This window comes from Acidobacteriota bacterium, from assembly GCA_016195325.1.
Taxonomy (GTDB): Bacteria; Acidobacteriota; Polarisedimenticolia; order JACPZX01; family JACPZX01; genus JACPZX01.
The window spans coordinates 21,370-41,738 of record JACPZX010000017.1; the positions used below are offsets into that span (position 1 = coordinate 21,370).

Sequence of the window (20,369 nt, forward strand, 5' to 3'; positions counted from 1 at the left end):
GCGATGGCCTCGACCTGCCCGAAATGCCGTGAGCCGCTGGACGACGACGCGATCTGCTGCGCCGAGATCCGGCACACGTGGAAGTGCCGCAAGTGCGGCAAGCGCTCGACGGGGTTCGTGGTCCCGTACGGACGGTGCTTCCTCTGCGGGGGCGAGAACGTCCTGATGACGCCCTACGGCGCCGGTGAGGCGCAGAGCTTGAGGGTCGTCGAGGAGGCGATGCAGTTCGAGGTGAACATGTACCAGTTCTACCAGCTCGGACGGGAGCCGGCCCGGTCGCCGGAGGTCCGCGCCCTCTTCGAGCAGCTCTATTTGAACGAGCAGGATCATCTTCGCGAGATCGAGACGAAGTACCACGTCCACCTCGACCCCGAGGTCCTGCGCCTTCCCGAGGACGCCGAGCGGCTCCTCGCCGCGCGGCTCTTCTCGGGGATCGACTTCGACGACATCACGGGACAGATGCTGCCCCTCTACGAGCGGGCGCTCCAGCTCGAGCGCCGCACGCGCGATCACTTCCAGCTCCGCGCCCGGGAGCTCCCCGAAGGGGCCGAGCGGGAGATATGCCGCGAGCTCGCGGCCGAGGAGGAGGACCATGTCGCGATGCTCGAGACCGAGATCGACCAGATCGCGGGGCGGCCCGCGAGAGCCTGACGGAAGGAGCGCGCCATGACCGCCCCCGAGCTCCACGCCCTCATCGAGGCCCTCGCCGCAGAGGACGTCGACGACGTGCTCCGGAGCGTCGTGCGCCTGGGAGAACGGCTCCCCTCGCTCCAGGGGGCCGACGTGAGGAAAGTCGCCGAGGCCCTCTGCGGCCTCTTCTACGTGGACGTCTTCGATCGCCCCGACCTCGAGCCTGCGATCGAGGCGGCCGAGGAGGCGCTGGCGCAGGCCGGCGAGCCCCTCATCCCTCTCCTCATCCACCTGATCGAGGGGTCGGACATCAAGAGCCACCTGCACATCGCGCGCGTCCTCGGCAGGATCGGCGCGCCGTCGCTTCTCCCGCTGCGGCGCGTCCTCGCGACCGCCGAGGACTCGTACAGCCGGTCGTTCGCCCTCTACGCGATCGGGAAGATCCGCTCCGAAGCGGTCCACGAGGCGCTCCCCGAGGTGGTGGGGGCGCTCATGCACCCCGACAAGGAGGTCCGCGACAGCGCGGCGCGGGCGCTCGGGAAAATCGTCGAGGCCGTGCCCCCCGACGCCCTCACCCCGAGGCGACGACGCGAGATCTTCGAGGCCCTCTGCCGCGCCGCCTCGGACGTCCAGCCCGCGGTGCGCGCGAAGGCGGCGCGCAGCCTCGGCAAGCTCGCCGGGCGCGGATACCTCGACGCGGAGATGGTCCACCACCTCCGCGTCCTCCTCGAGAAGCTCGTCACCCGGGGAGAGGAGACCGACTGGGATCGGGCCTACATCGTTCGCCGCGAGGCGATCCAGGCCCTTCAAGCGCTGAAGGATGCGTGAAGGAGAGTCCATGCGCGTCGAGGTCGTCTTCGATCAGGAGGCCCGCTACACGATCGTGAGCGAAGGGAGGATCGTCGCACCGAGCCGCGATCCGCTCCCCTCTCCACCGGTGCTCTTTGCCGGAAGCCTCGGCGCCTGCGCGGGAGTCTTCGCGGTCAGCTATCTGAAGTCCCGCGGGCTCCCCTTCAGCGGCCTGAGCGTCGTCATCGAGGCGGGGCACGCCGAGGAGCCGAGGCGCCTCGGCGAGATCCGGATCGAGGTCCGCCTCCCGGCCGCCGTCGAGGAGCGGCACCTCGCACCGATCGAGCGGGCGGTGAACCTCTGCACGCTGAAGAACACGCTGGAGTGCCCGCCCGCCGTGCGGACGGTGCTCCACGTTCCGGTGGCCGCTTCGCGTTAGAGGGAGCGGACGGTCCCGGCGCACGCGATGCAGTACGCCGCCTCCTTGACATCGATCCTCTCGACCGCGTGGGACGAGGCCATCGCGCACCGGTAGTCGTCGCAGTGCCGCAGGCCGAGCGTGTGTCCGATCTCGTGGAGCGCCTCCTTGAGGAGCCTCTCGCTCCTCAAGGACCCGTCGGGCGGCAGCCCGTAGAACTCCTGGCCGAGCCGCTTCGTCGAGACGATGGCGCACGGCCCACCCATCTGCGCCTCGCCGAAGACGAACGTCAGGATCGGGATGAAGAGATCCACCGCCGTCACCGCGAGTCGGATGTCGGACGCCGGCGACGAGGCGAGGCGCGCGAGGATCGCAGTCGAATGGTACTGGCCGCGGTCCGCGTGGTACGCGAAGGAGGGATCGATCCGATCGGCGGCGATGGCGCACCGGAAGCCGACCGCCTCGAGCCCCGCCGCCAGCGTCTCGACCTCCGTCGCCTCGACGTCCCCGACCGGCTGGAGCCGAACCGCCCTCATCGCGACCCGGCGGCGACCTTGTCCCTCATGTAGCCGTACCTCTTGAGCTTGTTGTGCAGCGTCACGCGGTCGATGTGCAGCGCGAGGGCCGCGCGCGTCTTGTTGCCGTGGCAGATCTCGAGCGTCTTGAGGATATGGGCGCGCTCGACCTCCTCGAGCGTCGTGGGGACGGGGGTCGGCGCCGTCTTCAGCGCGAAGTGCTCGGCGGCCAGCCGCGGGCCGGACGCGACGACCATGGCCCGCTCGATGGCGTTCTCGAGCTCCCGCACGTTGCCGGGCCAGTCGTACTCCTGCAGGAGCTTCATCGCGTCGGGGGCGATCCCCTCCATCCGGCGGCTCATCGCGAGGCCGAAGCGCCTCACGAAGCTCTCGGCGAGGAGGGGGATGTCCTCGGTCCGGTCCCGCAGCGGCGGGATCTCGATCCGGAAGACGTTCAGCCGGTAGTAGAGGTCCGCGCGGAAGCTCCCCTCCTCCACGAGCCCCTCGAGATCGCGATGCGTGGCGGCGATGCAGCGGAAGTCGACCTTGATCGGCTGCGTGCTCCCGACGCGCGTGATCTCCTTCTCCTGCAGGACCCTGAGCAAATCCGTCTGGGTCTTCAGGCTGATGTCGCCGATCTCGTCGAGGAAGGCCGTCCCCCCTTCCGCCACCTCGAACTTCCCCTTCTTGCGGTACTGCGCGCCGGTGAAGGCCCCCTTCTCGTGGCCGAACAGCTCGCTCTCGAGGAGGGTGTCGGTCAGCGCCCCGCAGTGGATGGCGACCAGCGGGTTGTACCGCCTCGGGCTCGCGGCGTGGATCGCGCGCGCCACGAGCTCCTTGCCGGTGCCGCTCTCCCCCGCGATCAGGACCGACGTCTCGTTGGGCCCGACCGTCTCGATGGCCCGGTAGACCTTCTGCATCGCGGCGCTCCGCCCGACGAGCTCGGCGGGCCTCGCCGCCTCGAGGGCGCGCTCCTTCAGCCGCACGTTCTCGTCCTTCACCTTCCGGTGCGCCAGCGCGTTCTTGACGGTGTGCGCGATGTCGTCGGGGTCGAAGGGCTTCGTGACGTAGTCGTACGCCCCGTCCTTCAGGGCCTGCACCGCCGTCTCCACCGAGGCGTACCCGGTCATGATGACGATCGGCAGGTCGGGCTCGATCTCCCGGAGCCGCCGCTGCAGCTCGATGCCGTCGATTCCCGGCATCTTGATGTCGAGGAGGGCGACGTCCCATGCCGCCTCCGCGACCCTCTTCAATGCGCCCGACGCGCTCTCCGCCGTCCCGACCTCGTATCCTTCGTCGGCGAACCACCTCGCCAGCGAATCCCGGACCGACACCTCGTCGTCGACGATTAGAAGCCTTCCCCTGTCGCTCACGTCCTCACCTCCGCGCGGTCCCGTTCCGTCACATAGGTTGTCGACATCGCGTCCGGCGCGGGGGCCTCGCGGGCGAAGGCGCCCCCGATCGGCAGGGTCACCGTGAACACCGTTCCCGCTGCGGGATCCGAGACGATGGCGATCCGGCCCCCGTGCCGCTGCACGATCCCGTGGCTCACGGCGAGCCCGAGCCCGGATCCGTGCCCCCTCTCCTTGGTGGTGAAGAAGGGCTCGAAGACGTGCGGGAGGATCTCCCCGGGGATCCCCGGGCCATCGTCGCGCACCTCGAGATCGATCTCCCCCGCCGCCGCCCGGGCCCGGGTCGTGATCTCGAGAGCTCCGCCCGCCGGCATCGCCTCGATCGCGTTGACCACCAGAGCGATCACCACCTGCTCGATCTGCGACGGGTCGCAGAACGCCTTCGGGAGGTCCGGATCGAGCTCGAGCCTCCCCTGGATCCCCTTCATCTCCATGGATTGCTCCACGAGCCTCAAACATCGCTCGACGACCGGGTTGAGGTCCGACCAGGCCGTGTAAAGCGGCGCCTGCCTCGCGAAGACGAGGAGGTTCTTCACGATCTCCCCGCACCTCTGGCTCTCCTGCTCGATGAGCCGCAGGCTGTCGCGCGCCTCCAGACGGCGTCCCTCCCCCCAGTCGCCGCGATCCATCCGGCGCCCCAGCAGCTTGGCGTACGTGAGGATTCCCGCGAGGGGGTTGTTGATCTCGTGGGCCACGACGGCCGAGAGCTTGCCGATCGAGGCCATCTTCTCGATCTGGACGAGGTGCGCGTGCGCGCCCTGGAGCTCCGCGGTCTTCGTCCGGACTTTCGACTCGAGGGTGCGCGCCCAGGCGGCCGATTCCTCACGCGCGCCCCTCAAGTCCCGGGTCATCGCGTTGAACGAGGCCGCCAGATCGCTCAGCTCGTCGACGGAGCGCACCTCGATCTCGTGCGCGAGGTCGCCGCTCGCGACCCTCTCCGTGGCGCGCTTGAGATCGCGCACGGGGCGGTTGATGAGCTTGAAGACGAAGAACCCCGAGACGAGGCACACGATCGTCACCGCGACGAAGGTGCTGAGCACGATGCGGCGGGTCCCGGCCCGCAGCGCCGCGTCGGCGGGGGCGAGCGAGAGGTCGGTATCGAGGACGCCGAGGATGCGCTGATCGGCGGGATGGGCGTGGCATGCCGCCTCCGAGCAGGACGGGCTGTTCTCGATCGGGCTGATGACTCCGAGGGCGCGCTCCCCCGAGGCGAGGGTGTAGATGCGGAACCTGTCGGGGCGATCGAGCTTCGCGAGGGGGGACGACCTCGCGTGGCACCCGTAGCAGGCCTCGCCGCTCTTGTCGACGAGCGACCCGACCTCCGGCCCGTCGGTGGAGAAGCTGATCCGCCCCTCCTGATTGAAGATCCGGATCCTCACGATCCCGGGCTCGTCGGCGATGGTGCCGATCATGTGGTAGAGCCCCTCGCGATCGTTGCGGAGCATGTCGTACGACGTGCTGCGCTTGATCACGTCGGAGATCCGCTCCGCGCTCCCGAGGCTTGCCCGCTCCAGGTTTCCCCGGTGCACGCCGACCACCGACCAGCCCAGGAGCAGAAGGACGCTGACGATCCCCGCCACGAGGAGCGACGTGAGGCGGAACCCCAGCGATCGGGCGAACGGGATCCTCTCAGTCCCGGACATGGACCAGCCTCACGCGCGGAGCGGGGCGGGCGGCGAGCTCTTCGACCCCCCTCGGGAAGATCGGCAGGTAGCGGACCGCCAGGCCGAAGATCGCGAAGCCGGCGGCCACGATCCCGGCAGTCACGGCCACCTCGGTCCACTTCGGGACGTAGCTCACGCCGGCCGACGCCTCCATCCCGGTGATGCTGACGTTGAGGCGGTTGACGATGAACCCCAGGACGGTGAAAACCGACGCGAGGTAGAGGCCCCCCTCCGTGTCGCGGACGCGCGGCACCAGGAGAAGCGCGATCGGGAGCGCGAGGCCGAGGCCGAGCTCGAGCAGGAAGAGATCGGTCTCGTACCCGATGTGGAGGACGAGATCCAGGGCGCCCCGGTGGTACAGGTCGAGGAACTTCAGCATCCCGTAGAGCAGGAGCACCACGGTCAGGATGCGGCCCAGCTCCCGCATGAGGGGCAGCTCCAGCTTCTTCCCGAAGTGGCGCGCGCTCAGGCACGACTCGATGATCGTCATCGCGAGGCCGATGCCGATGGCCGAGAGGAAGAAGAAGACCGGGAGTAGAGGCGAGTACCAGTACGCGTGCAGCTTCTCGGGGACGATGAGATAGAGGCTGCCCAGCGACGACTGGTGGAGCGTCGAGAGGATCACCCCGGCGATGACGAGCGGCACGGAGATGGCGCGGACCACCTTCAGCGCCTGCGTGAGGTGGAACCGCTCGAGAACGACCGGCGAGAACTCGAGGGCCAGCACCGTCGTGTACAGCGTGACGCACCACCCGACCTCGAACATGACCGAGTGGGGGTTCCACATGACGAGCGGGTGCCAGACCCGCCACGGCCGGCCGAGATCGAACATGAGCGCGACGACGACGAGCATGTATCCGAGGAACGCCGTCAGGACGGTGGGGCGGATGATCGGCTTGAACCGCTCGATGTTGAAGATGTGGACCGCCGCCGTGAGGGTGAAGCCGCCGGCCGCCAGCATCACGCCGCACAGGACGTCGAAGCCGACCCAGAGGCCCCACGGGAAGCGATCGCTGAGGTGGGTCGACGCCCCGAGGCCCCGGGTGAACCGCACGACGGTCGCGTACGCCGCCGCGATCATCACGGCGAGGAAGACTCCCTTCCAGAACGTGATGCGTCCCTTCACCGCGTCACCTCCCCTCGCCGGAAGGAGCCGCGTGCTCCTCGGCCGCGACCTCGTCGCGCCGGTGCGTGATCCACCAGATCCCTCCCAGGAGGATCCCGCCGAGGGGAACGAAGTCGGGGATCCGCGAGAGGACCCGGTACGTGAGCATCGGGATCGGCTCCTTCACCATGTCGGTCCGGTAGCCGAAGCTCTCGAACGGCACGCCGGAGAGCATGAGGACCGATGTGCCGCCGACCTCCTCGAGGCCGTAGACGTGCGGCACGTACTGAGCGGGGTTCTCCGCGAGGCGGCTTCGCGCCTCGGCGATCAGCGCCGCCCGCTCGCCGGACTTCGTCGCGCCGGTGGGGCAGATCTCGGCGCAGGCCTGCACCCCGCCGGCGAGGGTGGTCCCGGCGCAGAAGTCGCACTTGCGGACCCTCGGGAGGAGCTTCGTCCACTCGTAGCGGGGGACCGAGAAGGGGCACGCCACCATGCAGTAGCGGCACCCCATGCAGCGATCCTCGTCGTAGACGACCGGGCCCTCTGGGGTCTTCCTCAGCGCGGCGACGGGGCAGACCGACGCGCAGGTCGGCTCGACGCAGTGCATGCAGAGGCGCCGCATGAACCTGTCGTCGCGCCCCTGCACGACGGTGAGCTTGTGGTCGGACTGGACCTCTTCCGCCGCGATCGCGTCGTCGTACGGAAGCTTGTGCCGGTCGGCGCACGCCTGCTCGCATTGCTTGCAGCCGATGCAGAGCGTGGCGTCGTACAGGATGGCGAGGCTCACGACACTCCTCCGCGCGGGCGGACGACATGGAAAGAGGCAATCTCCCTGCCACGGGCGGCCGCGTCGTCATTCCGCGCACCGGCGGCCAAACCGCTGAATCGTCGCGGGATTCATCGCGCACCGCCTGCGCGACCTCCGCCCGCACCGTCCCTTCCTCCCGACTGCTGAGAACCTGAACGCATGAGTGCGCGTCAAGACGTCTCCGGAGCCGGTTCAGATGAGGAAGAACTCCCGTGCGAGATCCAGCCAGGAGTCGCCGGAGAGGATCGACGGGACATCGTCGATCGCCACGCCGCCGTCCTGGGCCACGGCGCCGGCGACGGCCGGAAGGCGGAGACGGAGACGGGACGCGGCCTCCTCCATCCAGCTCTTCGCGACGTTTCCCGCGATCAGGTTGCGGAGGTTCGTCGATGCGTCCGGGGACTCCACCTTCACGAGCCAGCCGTCGTCGTACGGGTGCCGGCGCGCCTCGTCGGGAGCGGCGGCCGCGGCCTCGTGGATCTCGGTGACGATCCCCTCGATCGGGGACGCCATGTCGACCTTCTTTCCGTCGCGCTCGACGCTCCAGATCTTCTGACCCTGGCGAATCCACTGGCCCCGGCGCGGCAGCGTGATGCGATCGACCTTGCCGATCAGCCGGGCGGCGAAGTCGTCGATGCCGACGCGGACGAGGTTGGCGCTCTCGCGCAGTGCCCACGTGTGCCCCGGGTGGTATTTCAGGTGATCGCGAACCTCGAACCCGGCGGCGAACGCGGGACGGAGCGGCGCGGCCGGTTCGGCCGGGGCGGCCGCCTGGAGCGAGACGATCGCGTGGCGCCGGCTGTACACGTAATCGGTGACGACGAGAGCGATGAACGTGACGAGGACGAGGATGACGGTCATGACGCACCTCCTGGCGGGCGGCGCGTCCGGCGCTCCCACAGCCGTTCGCGCTCACCAGTCTGGATTACAAGGTGCGTGCCCCCGGGGGGCCCGGCGGCGACCGGCGAGCAGCGCCTTCACAACCCGTGGGCCGCGTGCGCGTTGCGCTCGCCGTCCGGAAAGAGAAACGCGCGGCCTCGATGCCGGCCGCGCGTCGGTTCGTTCAGATTCTCACCGGCCCGGCGGGGCCGGATCGCGCCCGATCCCGTCAGGTTCCCACGGCTGAAGGAGTTCGGGGCGCCGCGGCGGCGTCGAGCTTCTCACCGGCGATCGACGCGTTCTTCATCTCGGTCCCGGCGGGCTTCCGGGCGACCGCCTCCTGCGCGTCCACCACCGCGATCGCGGCGACGTGGACGATCTCCTCGACCTCGGCGCCGCGCTGGACGACGTGCACCGGACGGCTCAGCCCCATCAGGATCGGGCCCATCGCCTCGGCGCCGCCCAGCCGCATGAGGAGCTTGTAGGCGATGTTGCCGGAGGCGAGATCCGGGAAGATGAGCACGTTCGCCCCGCCGCGCAGCCCGGAGAAGGGGTACGTCGTCTCGAGGATCTCCGGGACGACCGCGGTGTCGGCCTGCATCTCGCCGTCGATCATGAGGAGAGGATCCCGCCTCTTCACCAGCTCGACGGCCCGCCGCGCTTTCTCGGCCTGCGGGTGCTTCGTGCTGCCGAAGTTCGAGAACGACAGCATCGCGACCCGCGGCACGACGTCGAATCGGCGCGCCGCCTCGGCGGTGCAGAGGGCGATCTCGGCGAGGTCCTCGGCCGACGGATCGATGTTCACGGTCGTGTCGGCGAGGAAGTAGAGGTCCCCCCTCTTCGTCACGATGAGGTAGAAGCCCGAGACCTTCCGGATTCCCTCGCGCGTCCGGATGATCTGCAGCGCCGGGCGGATCGTGTCGGGGTAGTGCTGGGTCACCCCCGAGACGAGGGCGTCGGCGTGCCCCATGTGGACCATCATCGAGCCGAACACGTTGCGATCGTCGATCAGGGAGCGCGCCTCCGAGGGGGTCACGCCGCGCCGCTGCCTCAGGCGCACCAGCTCCTTCACGTACTCCTCGCGATGCGACCACTCGCGCGGGTCTACCACCTCCATCCCGGTGAGCGGCACGCCGAGATCCGCGGCCTTCATGTGGATGGCGTACGGATCTCCGAGGAGGATCGGGCGGGCGATCCGCTCCTCGGCCAGGATGTGGCAGGCCCGCAGGATCTTCTCGTGCTCCCCTTCCGGAAAGACGACCCGCCTCGGGGAGGCCTGGGCCTTGAGGACCATCATGCGCGTCACCTCGCGCGCCTTGCCGAGCCTCCGCTCGAGCTGCTCGCGATAGACGCCGATGTCGATCGGCTCCCGGGCCACGCCGGATTCGATGGCGGCGCGCGCCACCGCGGAGGCCACCGAGATCAGCACGCGGGGATCGAACGGCTTCGGGATGATGTAGTCGCGCCCGAACCGCAGGCGATCGACGCCGTAGGCCCGGCAGACCGAGTCCGGCACGTCCTCCCGGGCGAGGGCCGCCAGCGCGCGCGTCGCGGCGAGCTTCATCTCCTCGTTGATCGCGGTGGCGCGCACGTCGAGGGCGCCTCGGAAGATGAAGGGGAACCCGAGGACGTTGTTGACCTGGTTGGGATAGTCGGACCGGCCCGTCGCGATGAGGACGTCCCGTCGCGCGGCGAGTGCCTCCTCGTACGAGATCTCGGGCGTCGGGTTCGCCATCGCGAAGACGATCGGGTTCGCCGCCATCGTCCGGAGCATCTCCCCGGTCACCGCCCCGGCCGCCGACAGGCCGACGAAGACGTCCGCCCCCTTCATCGCGTCGTGCAGCGTCCGATCGCCCGTGGCGTGCGCGAAGCGCGCCTTGTACGGGTTCATCCCCTCGGTGCGCCCCTGGTGGACGACCCCCTTCGTGTCGCACAGCGTGATCCGCTCGCGGCGGGCCCCGAGCCTCACGTAGTGCTCGGCGCACGCGATCCCGGCCGCTCCCGCGCCGTTCACGACGATGCGGATCGCGTCGATGGACTTGCCGCAGATCTCCACGGCGTTCAGGAGCGCCGCGCCGGAGATGATCGCGGTCCCGTGCTGATCGTCGTGGAAGACGGGGATCTTCATCGTGCGCTTCAGCGTCTCCTCGATGTGGAAGCAGTCCGGCGCCTTGATGTCCTCGAGGTTGATGCCGCCGAAGGTCGGCTCGAGGAGCTGGCAGAGCCGGATGACCTCCTCGGGATCCTCCGTCCCGACCTCCAGATCGAAGACGTCGATGTCCGCGAACCTCTTGAAGAGGACCCCCTTTCCCTCCATCACCGGCTTGCCGGCGAGCGCCCCGATGTTCCCCAGGCCCAGCACCGCCGTCCCGTTGCTCACCACGGCGACGAGGTTGCCGCGCGAGGTGTACTTGAAGGCATCGTGGGGATTCTTCTGAATCTCGAGGCACGGCTCGGCGACCCCCGGCGTGTAGGCGAGGCTGAGATCCCGCTGGGAGCGGCACGGCTTCGTGGGCATGACCTCGATCTTTCCGGGGCGCGCGCCCTGGTGGTAATCGAGCGCGTCCTGCTTGCGGATTGCCATGGGGTCACCTCAATGGACGTCACGGGCCGACTCGTCGCACGGTCGTCAGGCGGCCGCGGTCCTCTCGGCCGCGAAGGAGCGGCCGGCCTGGAACGCCTTGCGGTTCAGCTCGTGGAGCGACGGGTTCCTGATCGCCGCGACGAGAACCGAGAGCGCCACCTCAGCGCCGAAGGTCGCCGTCTCGGCCTGAAGCGCCCCGAGGAGGACGGCGTTGGCCGCCCTCGCCGCGCCCAGATCGTCGGCGATCCGGGATGCCGGGACGCAGACGACGCGCGCGGCGGCCGCGTCGAACCCCGCCGGGAGAGCGTCCTGGTTGTACAGGATGAGCCCGCCCGCCCTCACGTGGGGGGCGAACTTCCTCAGCGAGAGCTCGTTCATCGCGATGAGGACGTCGGGGTTTGAGATTAGCGGGGAGCCGATGCGCTCGCCGGCGATGCACACATGGCAGTGCGCGCTGCCGCTTCGCATCTCGGGGCCGTACGACGGCAGCCAGCTCACCTCCATCCCCTCTCGGAGCCCTATCTCGGCGAGCATCTGCCCCAGGAGGAGGACCCCCTGGCCGCCGAAGCCCGCGACCTTCACCGTCACGGGCTGCACCGCCGCGCCGGCGCCGGAAGCGGGGATCGCCCCGGCCGCGTCCCTCGTCAGGCCCAGGACCTCCGCCATCGGCTTCCGGGGCGGCCCGCCGTCCGCGGCGATCGCGGGGCGCCTGTCCCTCAGGATTCCGAGCGGGAAGACCGGGAGGAGCTTCTCCTCGACCCACCTCTGCGCCTCGACGGGGGTCATCTTCCAGATGGTCGGGCAGGGAGAGAGGATCTCGACGAACGTGAAGCCGGCGCCCGCGCGCTGGATGTCGAGCGCTTTGCGGATCGCCTTCCGCGCCTTCATGATGTTCTTGCCGTCGTGCAGCGACACGCGCTCGATGTACGCCGGGGCCTCGAGGGTCGCGAGAAGCTCCGCGACGTGGATGGGGTATCCCTCGTTCGCAGGCCGCCTTCCCCACGGCGTCGTCGTGCTCGTCTGGCCGACGAGCGTCGTCGGCGCCATCTGGCCGCCCGTCATCCCGTAGATCGCGTTGTTGACGAAGAAGATCGAGATCGCCTCGCCGCGGTTCGCCGCGTGGAGGATCTCCGCGGTGCCGATCGCCGCGAGATCCCCGTCCCCCTGGTACCCGATGACGAGGCTCCCGGGGCATGACCGCTTCAGCGCGGTGGCCACGGCCGGCGTGCGCCCGTGCGCCGCCTGCACGTTCCCCACGTCGAAGTAGTAGTAGGCGAAGACGGAGCAGCCGACGGGGCTGACGAAGATCGTGCTGTCCTTCGCGCCGAGATCGTGGATCGCCTCGGCGAGGAGCTTGTGCGCGATGCCGTGGCCGCAGCCGGGACAGTAATGAGTCTGGTGCTGCAGCTCCGCCTTCCGCTCGTAGCGATCGTAGAAGACGTCGGACTTCGAGAGGATCGACTGATACTCGCTCACGTGGTCACCTCGCCGCCGCGCCAACCGGAAGGAGCCGATCGAGGATCTCCTCGACCGAAGGGACGTTGCCTCCGACCCGCCCGAGAAGCTCGACGGGAACGGTGCCGTTGAGCGCCAGCCTCACGTCCTCGACCATCTGCCCCGTGCTCAGCTCGACCACCAGAACGCGGCGGCACCGGGACGCCGCGGCGACGAGCGCCTCCTTCGGGAAGGGCCACAGCGAGATGGGACGGAAGAGGCCCACCGCCGCGCCGGCCTTGCGGGCCTGCTCCACGGCGGACCGGAGGACGCGGGAGACGATCCCGTACCCGACGACCAGGGTGTCGGCGTCCTCGCCGCGGTACACCTCGTGCCGCGCCTCCAGCCGCTCGGCCTCGAGGTACTTCGCCTCGAGCTTCCGCACGTGGGCTTCCAGGAGATCGGGCTCGAGGAAGATCGAGCTGATGAGGTTCTTCCGCGTCTCCGCCGTGCCGGCCACCGCCCAGGGCTTCGCCTCGGGGACCGCGACGGTCGCGTCGAGATCGACGGGCTCCATCATCTGGCCGATGAACCCGTCGGTGAGGACGACGGCGGGATTGCGATACCGGTCGGCGAGGTCGAAGGCGAGGCGCGTCAGGTCGGCCATCTCCTGCGCGGAGGCGGGGGCGAGGACGAGGTTCCGGTAGCACCCGTGCCCTCCCCCCTTCACGAGGGCGAAGTAGTCGCTCTGCTCCGGGGCGATGTTCCCGAGCCCGGGGCCGCCGCGCACGACGTCGACGACGACGCACGGCAGCTCCGCCCCGGCGAGATACGACATCCCCTCCTGCATCAGGCTCACGCCCGGCCCCGACGAGGCCGTCATCGCCCGCACCCCCGCCGAGGCGGCGCCGTAGACCATGTTGATCGCGGCGACCTCGCTCTCGGCCTGGAGGAAGACACCTCCGACCTGCGGCAAGTACAGGGCCGCGGCCTCGGCGATCTCGCTCGCCGGGGTGATCGGGTAGCCGTAGTACGCGCCGCACCCCGCGAGGAGCGCCCCCTTGACGACGGCGACGTTACCCTTGGTGAGCTGGCGCATGGACGGCCTCCCGGATCTTCATGACCTCGATCGCGCCGGGCTCGGGGCAGTCGTAGAAGCAGATGCCGCAGCCGGTGCATCCGGCGCCGGTGTAGTGCGCCGGATGGACGCCGTAGGCGTTCAGGCCGGCCTCGAGCTCGAGACATTCGACGGGGCAGGCCTCCACACAGAGGCCGCACCCCTTGCATTCAGCGACGTCTACCGACACGAAACCGCGCTTCTCGGCGGCCACTCCTCACCTCCCGGCCGGCGCGGGCCGTGAGAGCCAGCGCGTCCGCTCGCAGTAGTCGAAAAGCTCTTCCCTGAACTTCGGATGGGCGATCTGGATGAGCGCCTCGGCCCGCTGGCGGATCGAGCGCCCGTGCAGGTACGCGACCCCGTGCTCGGTGACGACGTAGTGCACCGAGCCGCGCGAGGTCACGACCCCCGCGCCGGGGCTCAGCATGGGCGTGATGCGGGAGACGCCGTCGTTCTTCGCGGTGGACGGGATGGCGATGATCGGCTTTCCCCCCTTCGCGAACGACGACCCGCGGATGAAATCGACCTGCCCCCCGATCCCGCTGTAGAGGTAGGTCCCCAGCGAGTCGGCCGCGATCTGGCCCGTCAGGTCGATCTGGAGCGCCGAGTTGACGGCGACCATCCGATCGTTGCGGGCGATCAGAGCCGGGCTGTTCGTGTACGCGGCGGGGTGGAACTCGAACATCGGGTTCCTGTCGACGAAGTCGAAGAGCTTCCGCGACCCGAGCACGAACCCTAGGATGATCTTCCTCGGGTGCAGCGTCTTCAGACGGCCGTTGACGACCCCCGACTCGATGAGCGGGATGACGTTGTCCGAGAGCATCTCGGTGTGGATCCCGAGATCCTGCCGGTCCTTGAGGTGCAGCAGGACCGCGTCGGGGATGCCGCCGATGCCGAGTTGGAGCGTCGCGCCGTCGGGGATGAGCGTGGCGACGTTCCGCGCGATCGCGAGGTGCAGATCCTGGATCTCGGTCTTCGGCAGCTCGCACAGGGGCTGAGTCGCCTCGACGAAGGCGTCGATGTCGCTCACGTGGATGTAGCTGTCTCCGAGAGTCCGGGGCATCCGCTCGTTCACCTGGGCGACGACGAGCTTCGCCATCCGCGCGGCGGTGAGCGTGGTGTCGACGCCGACGCCGAACGAGCAGAAGCCGTGGTCGTCCGGCGGCGAGACCTGCACCAGCGCGACGTCGAGCGGCATCTCGCCGCTCTCGAAGAGGCTCTCGATCTCGCTGAGGAAGATCGGCGTGTAGTCGGCGCGGCCGTCGTTCACCGCCTCGCGGACGTTGCCGCCGATGAACATCGCGTTGTGGCGGAAGTGGCCGCGCATCTCGGGCTGGATGTAGGGCGCCCGCCCGAGCGTGAGGAGGTGGACGATCTCGACGTCGTGGACCGCCGGGTCCCGTTTCATCAGCGCGTCCACGAGGGCCTCGGGCTCGGCGCACCCCGGGTGGATGTAGACGCGCATTCCCGACTGCACGCACCGGAGCGCTTCGTCGGCGGTCGTCACCTTTCGCGTGTAGTCGTCGGTCCAGCTCATGGGGTCTCCCTCTCGTCCGCGGAGCTGGCTCGCCGGCTCGGCCCGCGATCCAACTGTTCGCAAATGAGGTGCCACGGCGCTCGGATGGGCGCGCGAGGGTAAGTGTATCGCGCGCATCGGGTTGGCCCGGAATCAGCCGTCGCGCGGCGGCGGGCGGCCCGCCCGCGGGAGCGCCACTCGGCGCGTGGCGGCGCGCCTTCGCACAGCCGGGAGATCCGCGGCCGCTAGAGCAGCGACGCCGGGTCGACGTCGACGATGAGGTCGCGCGTCCCGCCGGGCGCCTTCGACAGCGCCTCGACCGCCTCGTTGAGCGCCGCGGAGAGGCGGCGCCGATCGGCCGCGCGCACCATGATCTGGAAGCGATACCGCCCCTTCAGCTTCGCGAGCGGAGCGATCGCCGGGCCCGTCACGCGCAGGTCGTCGCCCCCCGCCCGCCGGATCGCCGCGGCCGCCTCGGCGGCGCGCCGCTGCGCCGTCGTGATCGACGCGGCCGAGGCGATCACGTTGGCCATGGCGGTAAAGGGGGGATATCCCATCAGCTTCCGGTACCGGCTCTCCTTCAGGTAGAAGCCGGCGAAGTCCTGCCGCGCCGCGGCCTGGATGGCGTAGTGATCCGGCCGGTACGCCTGGATCACCACCTCCCCCGGCCGATCGCCGCGCCCGGCCCGCCCCGCGACCTGGGTGAGGACCTGGAAGGTCCTCTCGGCCGCCCGGAAGTCGGGGAACCCGAGCGAGAAGTCGGCGCTGACCACGCCGACGAACGTCACGTTCGGGAAGTCGTGCCCCTTCGCCACGAGCTGGGTCCCGACCAGGATGTCGTGGGCGCCGCGCTCGAAGGCCTCGAGGATCCGCCCCGGCGCGCCGCGCCCTCGCGCGACGTCCCGGTCGAGGCGCGCCACCCTCGCCTCTGGAAAGATCTGGCGGATCTCGTCGTAGAGCTTCTCCGTCCCGGTCCCCGCGAGCGTGAGCCTGTCCGCCCCGCACGACGGGCACGCGCCGGGGAGCCCCCGCTGATATCCGCAGTAGTGGCAGAGGAGCCGGCGATCCGCCCGGTGCCAGGTCAGCGCGATCGTGCAGCGGCGGCACTTCACGTTCTCCCCGCACTTCCGGCAGAGGACCGAGGGGGCCCAGCCGCGACGGTTCAGGAAGACGATCGACTGCTCCCCGCGCGCCAGCCGCTCCCGGAGCGCGTCGCGCACCCTGCGCGAGAGAGGCTCGTCCCCTCCGATCGCCTCGTCCTCGATCCGCATGTCGACCAGCTCGACGACCGGGAGGGGCCGGGCCTCGATGCGCTCCGCGAGCGTGAGGAGCGTGAGGCGGTGGGTCTCGGCGAGACGGTACGACTCCATCGACGGCGTCGCCGAGCCGAGCAGGGCGCACGCCCCCTCCTTCTGCGCGCGGACGAGGGCGAGGTCCCGCGCGTTGTAGCGCGGATCCGACTCCTGCTTGAACGAGGAGTCCTGCTCCTCGTCCACGACGATGAGCCCGACCGACCCGAGGGGGGACAGGAGGGCGGAGCGCGGGCCGAGGGCCACGCGCGCCTCCCCGGACCGGGCGCGCCGCCACTCGGTCGCCCGCTCGCCGGGGGTGAGCGACGAGTGCAGCAGCGCAAAGGCGGCCCCGAATCGCGCCCGGAGCGTCCGGGCGAGGAGGGGCGTCAGCGAGATCTCCGGGACGAGGTAGATCGCGGAGCGGCCGGCGCCGAGCGCCCCCTCGATCGATCGGAGGTAGACCTCGGTCTTTCCGCTCCCCGTGGGACCGACGAGGAGGAAGCCTGCGTACGCCCCCCGCGCAACCCCCGCGGCGACCGCGCTCACCGCCGCCGTCTGCTCGGCGGTCGGGACGGGGGGGACGGCCGGCGCGGCGGGCTCGAGAATCCCGGGGGCCCGCGTGCCGGCCCGCCTCCCGGACTTCACGCTCCCGCGCCGCCGAAGTCCGGCCAGCGCCGCGCCGACGTCGCCGAGCGCGTTCCGCAGCTCTGCGGCCGTCATCGGACCGGCCGCCGAGGCGAGCGCCTCGATCACGCCGCGCTGGCGCGGCGCCCGCGCGCTCGCCGCCAGGGCCCGCTCGATCGGGACCGCCAGAGAGAAGACCGACTCGGTGGCCGGCGACTCGAGCGCGCGCGGCCCGCCGCCGTCCTTCCCGCGCGCGGACTTCGAGGGCGGGAGGGCCGCCGTGAGGATCGGCCCCGGCGCGGTGACGTAGTACTTCGCGGCCCACACCATCGTCTGGAGAAGGGGCTCCGGGATCACCGGCTCCGCGTCGGGGAGCGCCACGACGTCCTTGAGGCGCGCCTCGTCGATCCCCGCCGTCTCCGAGACGGAGACGATCACCCCGGCCATCGTCCGGCGCCCGAAGGGGACGACGGCGCGGCAGCCGGGGAGGGGGCGATTCTCCATCCCGCCGGGAACCCGGTACGTGAAGAGGGTGCGCACGGGGACCGCGAGCGCGATCGAGACGAACAGGCTCTGGTACGATGCGGGGGTGATCGATCCTCCGTCCCTGTCGCGATTCACGATCGTCCTCTGGCGCCCGAAGAGCCCCGGCAACGTCGGCTCCGTCGCACGGGCGATGAAGAACATGGGGTTCTCCCGCCTGCGGATCGCCGACCCGATGCGCTACGACGATCCGTCGCACTTCGACGTCGAATCGTCACGAATGGCCTGGTCCGCCAAAGACGTCGTCGCGGCCCGGGAGGAGGCGGCCTCCATCGAGGAGGCCGTGGCCGACGCCGTCCTCGTCGCGGGGACGACCTCCGCCCCTCCGGACGGCCACTCCGTCCTCACGCCGAAGGAGCTCGCACCCCGCCTCCTCGCGGCCACGGCGGCGGGGCCGGTCGCTCTCCTCTTCGGGCAGGAGGACATCGGCCTCACCCGGGAGGCGATGGCCCGCTGCCAGATCCTCGGCTCGATTCCGTCCTCCCCCGCGTACGCGTCGCTCAACCTCGCGCAGGCGGCCCTCCTCTTCATGTACGAGATCCGCATGGCCGCGACCGAGGCGCTCGGGCCCGCCGATCCGCCCCCCGGCGCCGGCGCCGGCGCCGGCGGGAACGATCCCCCGTCGCAGGAGGAACTGGAGGGTTTCTACGGTCGGCTGCACTCCCTGCTGGACTCTGCCGGCTTCTTCGAGGGGACGGCGAAGGAGCACATGGTGCGGGAGCTGCGAAGGGTTTTCAATCGCGCCCTCCTCACCCGCCGGGAGATCCGGATATTCGAGGGGGTCGTGCACGCGCTCAGCCGCGATCGCTCTCGCCCGCGAGGAGGGCCATGACCTGCTGCATGTCGCGCCAGACGTCCTTCTTCTTGTCGGGGCTCCGCAGCAGGTAGGCGGGGTGGAACGTGGGCATGACGGGGATCCCGCGGAACTCGCGGAACGTCCCCCGGATCTTCGTGATCCCCCCCGTCGCCCCCAGCAGGGCCGCGACCGCCACGGCGCCGAGGCACACGATCGCCGACGGCGCGATGATCTCGATCTGCTTCTCGAGGAACCCGAGGCACGCCCCGATCTCGTCGGGCTCCGGGGTGCGGTTCTGAGGCGGACGGCACTTGACGACGTTCGCGATGTAGACCTGATCGCGCGTGAACTTCATCGCGGTGATGATGTCGGTCAGAAGCTGCCCCGCCCGCCCGACGAACGGGATCCCCTGGAGGTCCTCGTCGTGCCCGGGCCCCTCCCCCACGAACATCAGGCGCGCCTCGGGGCTTCCGACGCCGAAGACGATGTTCGTCCTCTGCTCGCAGAGGCGGCAGCGGCGGCACTCGCCGATCTCCTTCTCGCGAAGCTCGGTGAGGGCCGTGGCCCGCGGCGACGTGGACGCCGGCCCGGCGGCCTTCGAGACGGGAGCCCGTGGCGCCTCGGACCTCTCGGGTTTGGCGGACATCTGGGGTTTGGCTTGCGCGGGCGCGGCGCCCGGAGTCGCCCTCAGCTCTCGCACACCCATCTCGCGCAGGAATCGCAGGTGCTCGACGAGATCGCCGACGGGATCCCGCGCCGGAGGATCGCTTTCGCGGGGACTCACGCCGCGAGCCTCTCCTCGATGAGGTCCAGGAGGCGCTCGGCGATGTCGGCCTTCGGCGACGGCCCGAGGCGCGTCTCGCCCCCCTCGCGGTCGAGGACGACGACGCTGAGATCGTCGGCGCCGAACGCGGCCCCCCCGGAGACGTCGTTCGCCACGATCATGTCGAGGTTCTTCTCGACGAGCTTGCGCCGCGCGTTGGCGACGAGGTCGCCGGTCTCGGCGGCGAAGCCGACGAGGAGCCGCCCTCCCTTGAGGGCCGAGATCTCCTTGAGGATGTCGGGGGTCGGCACGAGCTCCACGGTGCGCGAGGCGGCGGCCTTCTTGATTTTCCCCGGTGCGGGGGTCGCGACCGCGAAGTCGGAGACGGCCGCGGCCTTGACGACGATCGTCGCCTCGGGAAGGGCCTCGACGACGGCCCGGCGCATCTCGGCGGCGGTGGTCACGCGGATCACCTTCACCCCTTCGGGATCGGCGACCGCGGTCGGGCCGCTGACGAGCACCACCCCGGCTCCACGGCGGACCGCCGCCGCGGCGATCGCGAACCCCATCTTCCCGGAGGACGGGTTGCTGAGGAAGCGCACCGCGTCGATCGGCTCGCGCGTCGGGCCGGCCGTGACGAGAAGCGTCTGCCCCGTGAGCGTGCGGCGGCTTCCCAGGATCTCCATCGCGCGATCGACGATCGCCGCGGGCTCGGCGAGGCGGCCGACGCCGCGGTCGGGCTCGGCCATCTCCCCCTCCTCGGGGCCGATGAAGTGGGCCCCGCGGGAGACGAGCTTCGCCACGCTCTCCTTCACCGCGGGGTGATCCCACATGCGGGGGTTCATGGCGGGAGCGATGAGGAGCGGGCAGCGGACGGCCAGGGCGAACGTCGTGAGGAAATCGTCCGCGATGCCGCTCGCGAGCTTCGCGAGGACGTTGGCAGTGGCGGGAGCCACCACCAGGAGCCGGCACTCGCGCGCCAGGGAGATGTGCCGGATCTCCGCCTCGTCGCCGTCGAAGAGGGAGAGGAGGACCTTGTTCGCGGAGAGGGCCTGGAATGTCGTCGGCGTGACGAACCGGGTGGCCGCGCGCGTCATGGCGACGCGCACGACGCACCCGCGCTTCCGGAGTCCCCGGACGATCTCGCCGGCCTTGTAGGCGGCGATCCCTCCGGTGACGCCGACGACGACGTTCACTCGGTGGCCTGGGCTACCTCGGCCTTGGGCTCTTCGGGGGCCGGGGCCATCGCGGCTTCCGCGGCGGCCTTGATCTCCTCCTCGGTCATCTCGCGGACGAACCCGGCGAGAACCTCTTCCTGGGCCACCGTCGCGTACTTGCGCGATCTCGACGTCACCCGCTGCTTCGCCCCCTTCTGGAGCTGCATGCAGCGCAGCGAGGCGACGGTCACGAACTTGAACTTGCTCTCGAGATCGTCGGGGTACTGGATGTGCCTCATGCGGGTTGAGCCTCCTTCGTCCTG

General features: G+C 70.2%; 19 protein-coding genes. 4 read left to right on the forward strand and 15 right to left on the reverse strand.

The features are described from left to right. The first annotated feature begins 3 nt into the window (after positions 1-3). From HY049_03275 to HY049_03285, 3 genes are read left to right on the forward strand one after another with little or no spacing between them, the layout of a single operon-like run. Entirely contained in the window at positions 4-651 is a 648-nt protein-coding gene (locus tag HY049_03275; GenBank protein MBI3447927.1) for a hypothetical protein, read from the forward strand. Positions 652-666: 15 nt separating this feature from the next. Then, entirely contained in the window at positions 667-1,458 is a 792-nt protein-coding gene (locus HY049_03280) for a HEAT repeat domain-containing protein (GenBank protein MBI3447928.1), read from the forward strand. Positions 1,459-1,468: 10 nt separating this feature from the next. Beyond that, the gene (locus HY049_03285) at positions 1,469-1,858 is read left to right on the forward strand and encodes an OsmC family protein (protein ID MBI3447929.1); all 390 of its coding nucleotides are present in this window, start codon (positions 1,469-1,471) and stop codon (positions 1,856-1,858) included. Here the strand turns inward: HY049_03285 and HY049_03290 are convergent. The 12 genes from HY049_03290 to priA all read right to left on the reverse strand — a co-directional run bounded on the left by HY049_03290 (position 1,855) and on the right by priA (position 17,408). Beyond that, complete coding sequence (locus HY049_03290) at positions 1,855-2,373, reverse strand: archaemetzincin family Zn-dependent metalloprotease (GenBank protein MBI3447930.1); 519 nt, start codon at positions 2,371-2,373, stop codon at positions 1,855-1,857. The genes HY049_03285 and HY049_03290 overlap by 4 nt on opposite strands. Continuing rightward, complete coding sequence (locus tag HY049_03295) at positions 2,370-3,725, reverse strand: sigma-54-dependent Fis family transcriptional regulator (protein MBI3447931.1); 1,356 nt, start codon at positions 3,723-3,725, stop codon at positions 2,370-2,372. The genes HY049_03290 and HY049_03295 overlap by 4 nt, the downstream gene beginning before the upstream one ends. Then, positions 3,722-5,407 carry a HAMP domain-containing protein gene (locus HY049_03300; GenBank protein MBI3447932.1) on the reverse strand — a complete coding sequence of 562 codons (1,686 nt, stop codon included), beginning with the start codon at positions 5,405-5,407 and terminating at the stop codon, positions 3,722-3,724. Before HY049_03300 ends, HY049_03295 begins: the two co-directional genes overlap by 4 nt. Further along, positions 5,394-6,509, reverse strand: coding sequence for a Ni/Fe-hydrogenase cytochrome b subunit (gene hybB, locus HY049_03305; GenBank protein MBI3447933.1), 1,116 nt, complete (start codon positions 6,507-6,509; stop codon positions 5,394-5,396). The genes HY049_03300 and hybB overlap by 14 nt, the downstream gene beginning before the upstream one ends. A gap of 49 nt (positions 6,510-6,558) precedes the next feature. Beyond that, on the reverse strand, positions 6,559-7,320 hold the full coding sequence (locus HY049_03310; protein ID MBI3447934.1) for a 4Fe-4S dicluster domain-containing protein: 762 nt from the start codon (positions 7,318-7,320) through the stop codon (positions 6,559-6,561). Positions 7,321-7,533: 213 nt separating this feature from the next. Beyond that, positions 7,534-8,202 carry a glycine cleavage system protein H gene (locus HY049_03315; GenBank protein ID MBI3447935.1) on the reverse strand — a complete coding sequence of 223 codons (669 nt, stop codon included), beginning with the start codon at positions 8,200-8,202 and terminating at the stop codon, positions 7,534-7,536. Positions 8,203-8,449: 247 nt separating this feature from the next. Then, positions 8,450-10,804 (reverse strand): NADP-dependent malic enzyme, encoded by a 2,355-nt coding sequence (locus HY049_03320; protein ID MBI3447936.1) that lies wholly within the window; start codon positions 10,802-10,804, stop codon positions 8,450-8,452. Positions 10,805-10,849: 45 nt separating this feature from the next. Next, a complete protein-coding gene (locus HY049_03325; protein ID MBI3447937.1) occupies positions 10,850-12,262 on the reverse strand; it encodes a 2-oxoacid:acceptor oxidoreductase family protein in 1,413 nt (470 codons plus the stop codon). Between the two features lie 22 nt (positions 12,263-12,284). Further along, positions 12,285-13,337 (reverse strand): 3-methyl-2-oxobutanoate dehydrogenase subunit VorB, encoded by a 1,053-nt coding sequence (gene vorB, locus HY049_03330; protein MBI3447938.1) that lies wholly within the window; start codon positions 13,335-13,337, stop codon positions 12,285-12,287. Beyond that, a complete protein-coding gene (locus HY049_03335) occupies positions 13,315-13,569 on the reverse strand; it encodes a 4Fe-4S dicluster domain-containing protein (GenBank protein MBI3447939.1) in 255 nt (84 codons plus the stop codon). Before HY049_03335 ends, vorB begins: the two co-directional genes overlap by 23 nt. A gap of 3 nt (positions 13,570-13,572) precedes the next feature. Continuing rightward, positions 13,573-14,892 (reverse strand): acetyl-CoA hydrolase/transferase family protein, encoded by a 1,320-nt coding sequence (locus HY049_03340; protein ID MBI3447940.1) that lies wholly within the window; start codon positions 14,890-14,892, stop codon positions 13,573-13,575. Between the two features lie 224 nt (positions 14,893-15,116). After that, positions 15,117-17,408, reverse strand: coding sequence for a primosomal protein N' (priA, locus tag HY049_03345; GenBank protein ID MBI3447941.1), 2,292 nt, complete (start codon positions 17,406-17,408; stop codon positions 15,117-15,119). On the opposite strand from priA, the gene HY049_03350 reads away from it, so the two are divergent. Continuing rightward, positions 17,377-18,162: an RNA methyltransferase gene (locus HY049_03350; GenBank protein ID MBI3447942.1), complete on the forward strand. Its 786-nt coding sequence runs from the start codon at positions 17,377-17,379 to the stop codon at positions 18,160-18,162. The genes priA and HY049_03350 overlap by 32 nt on opposite strands. Here HY049_03350 and HY049_03355 read toward each other — a convergent pair. The 3 genes from HY049_03355 to HY049_03365 all read right to left on the reverse strand — a co-directional run bounded on the left by HY049_03355 (position 18,125) and on the right by HY049_03365 (position 20,345). Further along, positions 18,125-18,832: a uracil-DNA glycosylase gene (locus HY049_03355; protein ID MBI3447943.1), complete on the reverse strand. Its 708-nt coding sequence runs from the start codon at positions 18,830-18,832 to the stop codon at positions 18,125-18,127. The genes HY049_03350 and HY049_03355 overlap by 38 nt on opposite strands. A gap of 74 nt (positions 18,833-18,906) precedes the next feature. Beyond that, positions 18,907-20,085 carry a bifunctional phosphopantothenoylcysteine decarboxylase/phosphopantothenate--cysteine ligase CoaBC gene (gene coaBC, locus HY049_03360; GenBank protein MBI3447944.1) on the reverse strand — a complete coding sequence of 393 codons (1,179 nt, stop codon included), beginning with the start codon at positions 20,083-20,085 and terminating at the stop codon, positions 18,907-18,909. Further along, positions 20,082-20,345 (reverse strand): DNA-directed RNA polymerase subunit omega, encoded by a 264-nt coding sequence (locus HY049_03365; protein MBI3447945.1) that lies wholly within the window; start codon positions 20,343-20,345, stop codon positions 20,082-20,084. The genes coaBC and HY049_03365 overlap by 4 nt, the downstream gene beginning before the upstream one ends. Positions 20,346-20,369 lie beyond the last annotated feature (24 nt).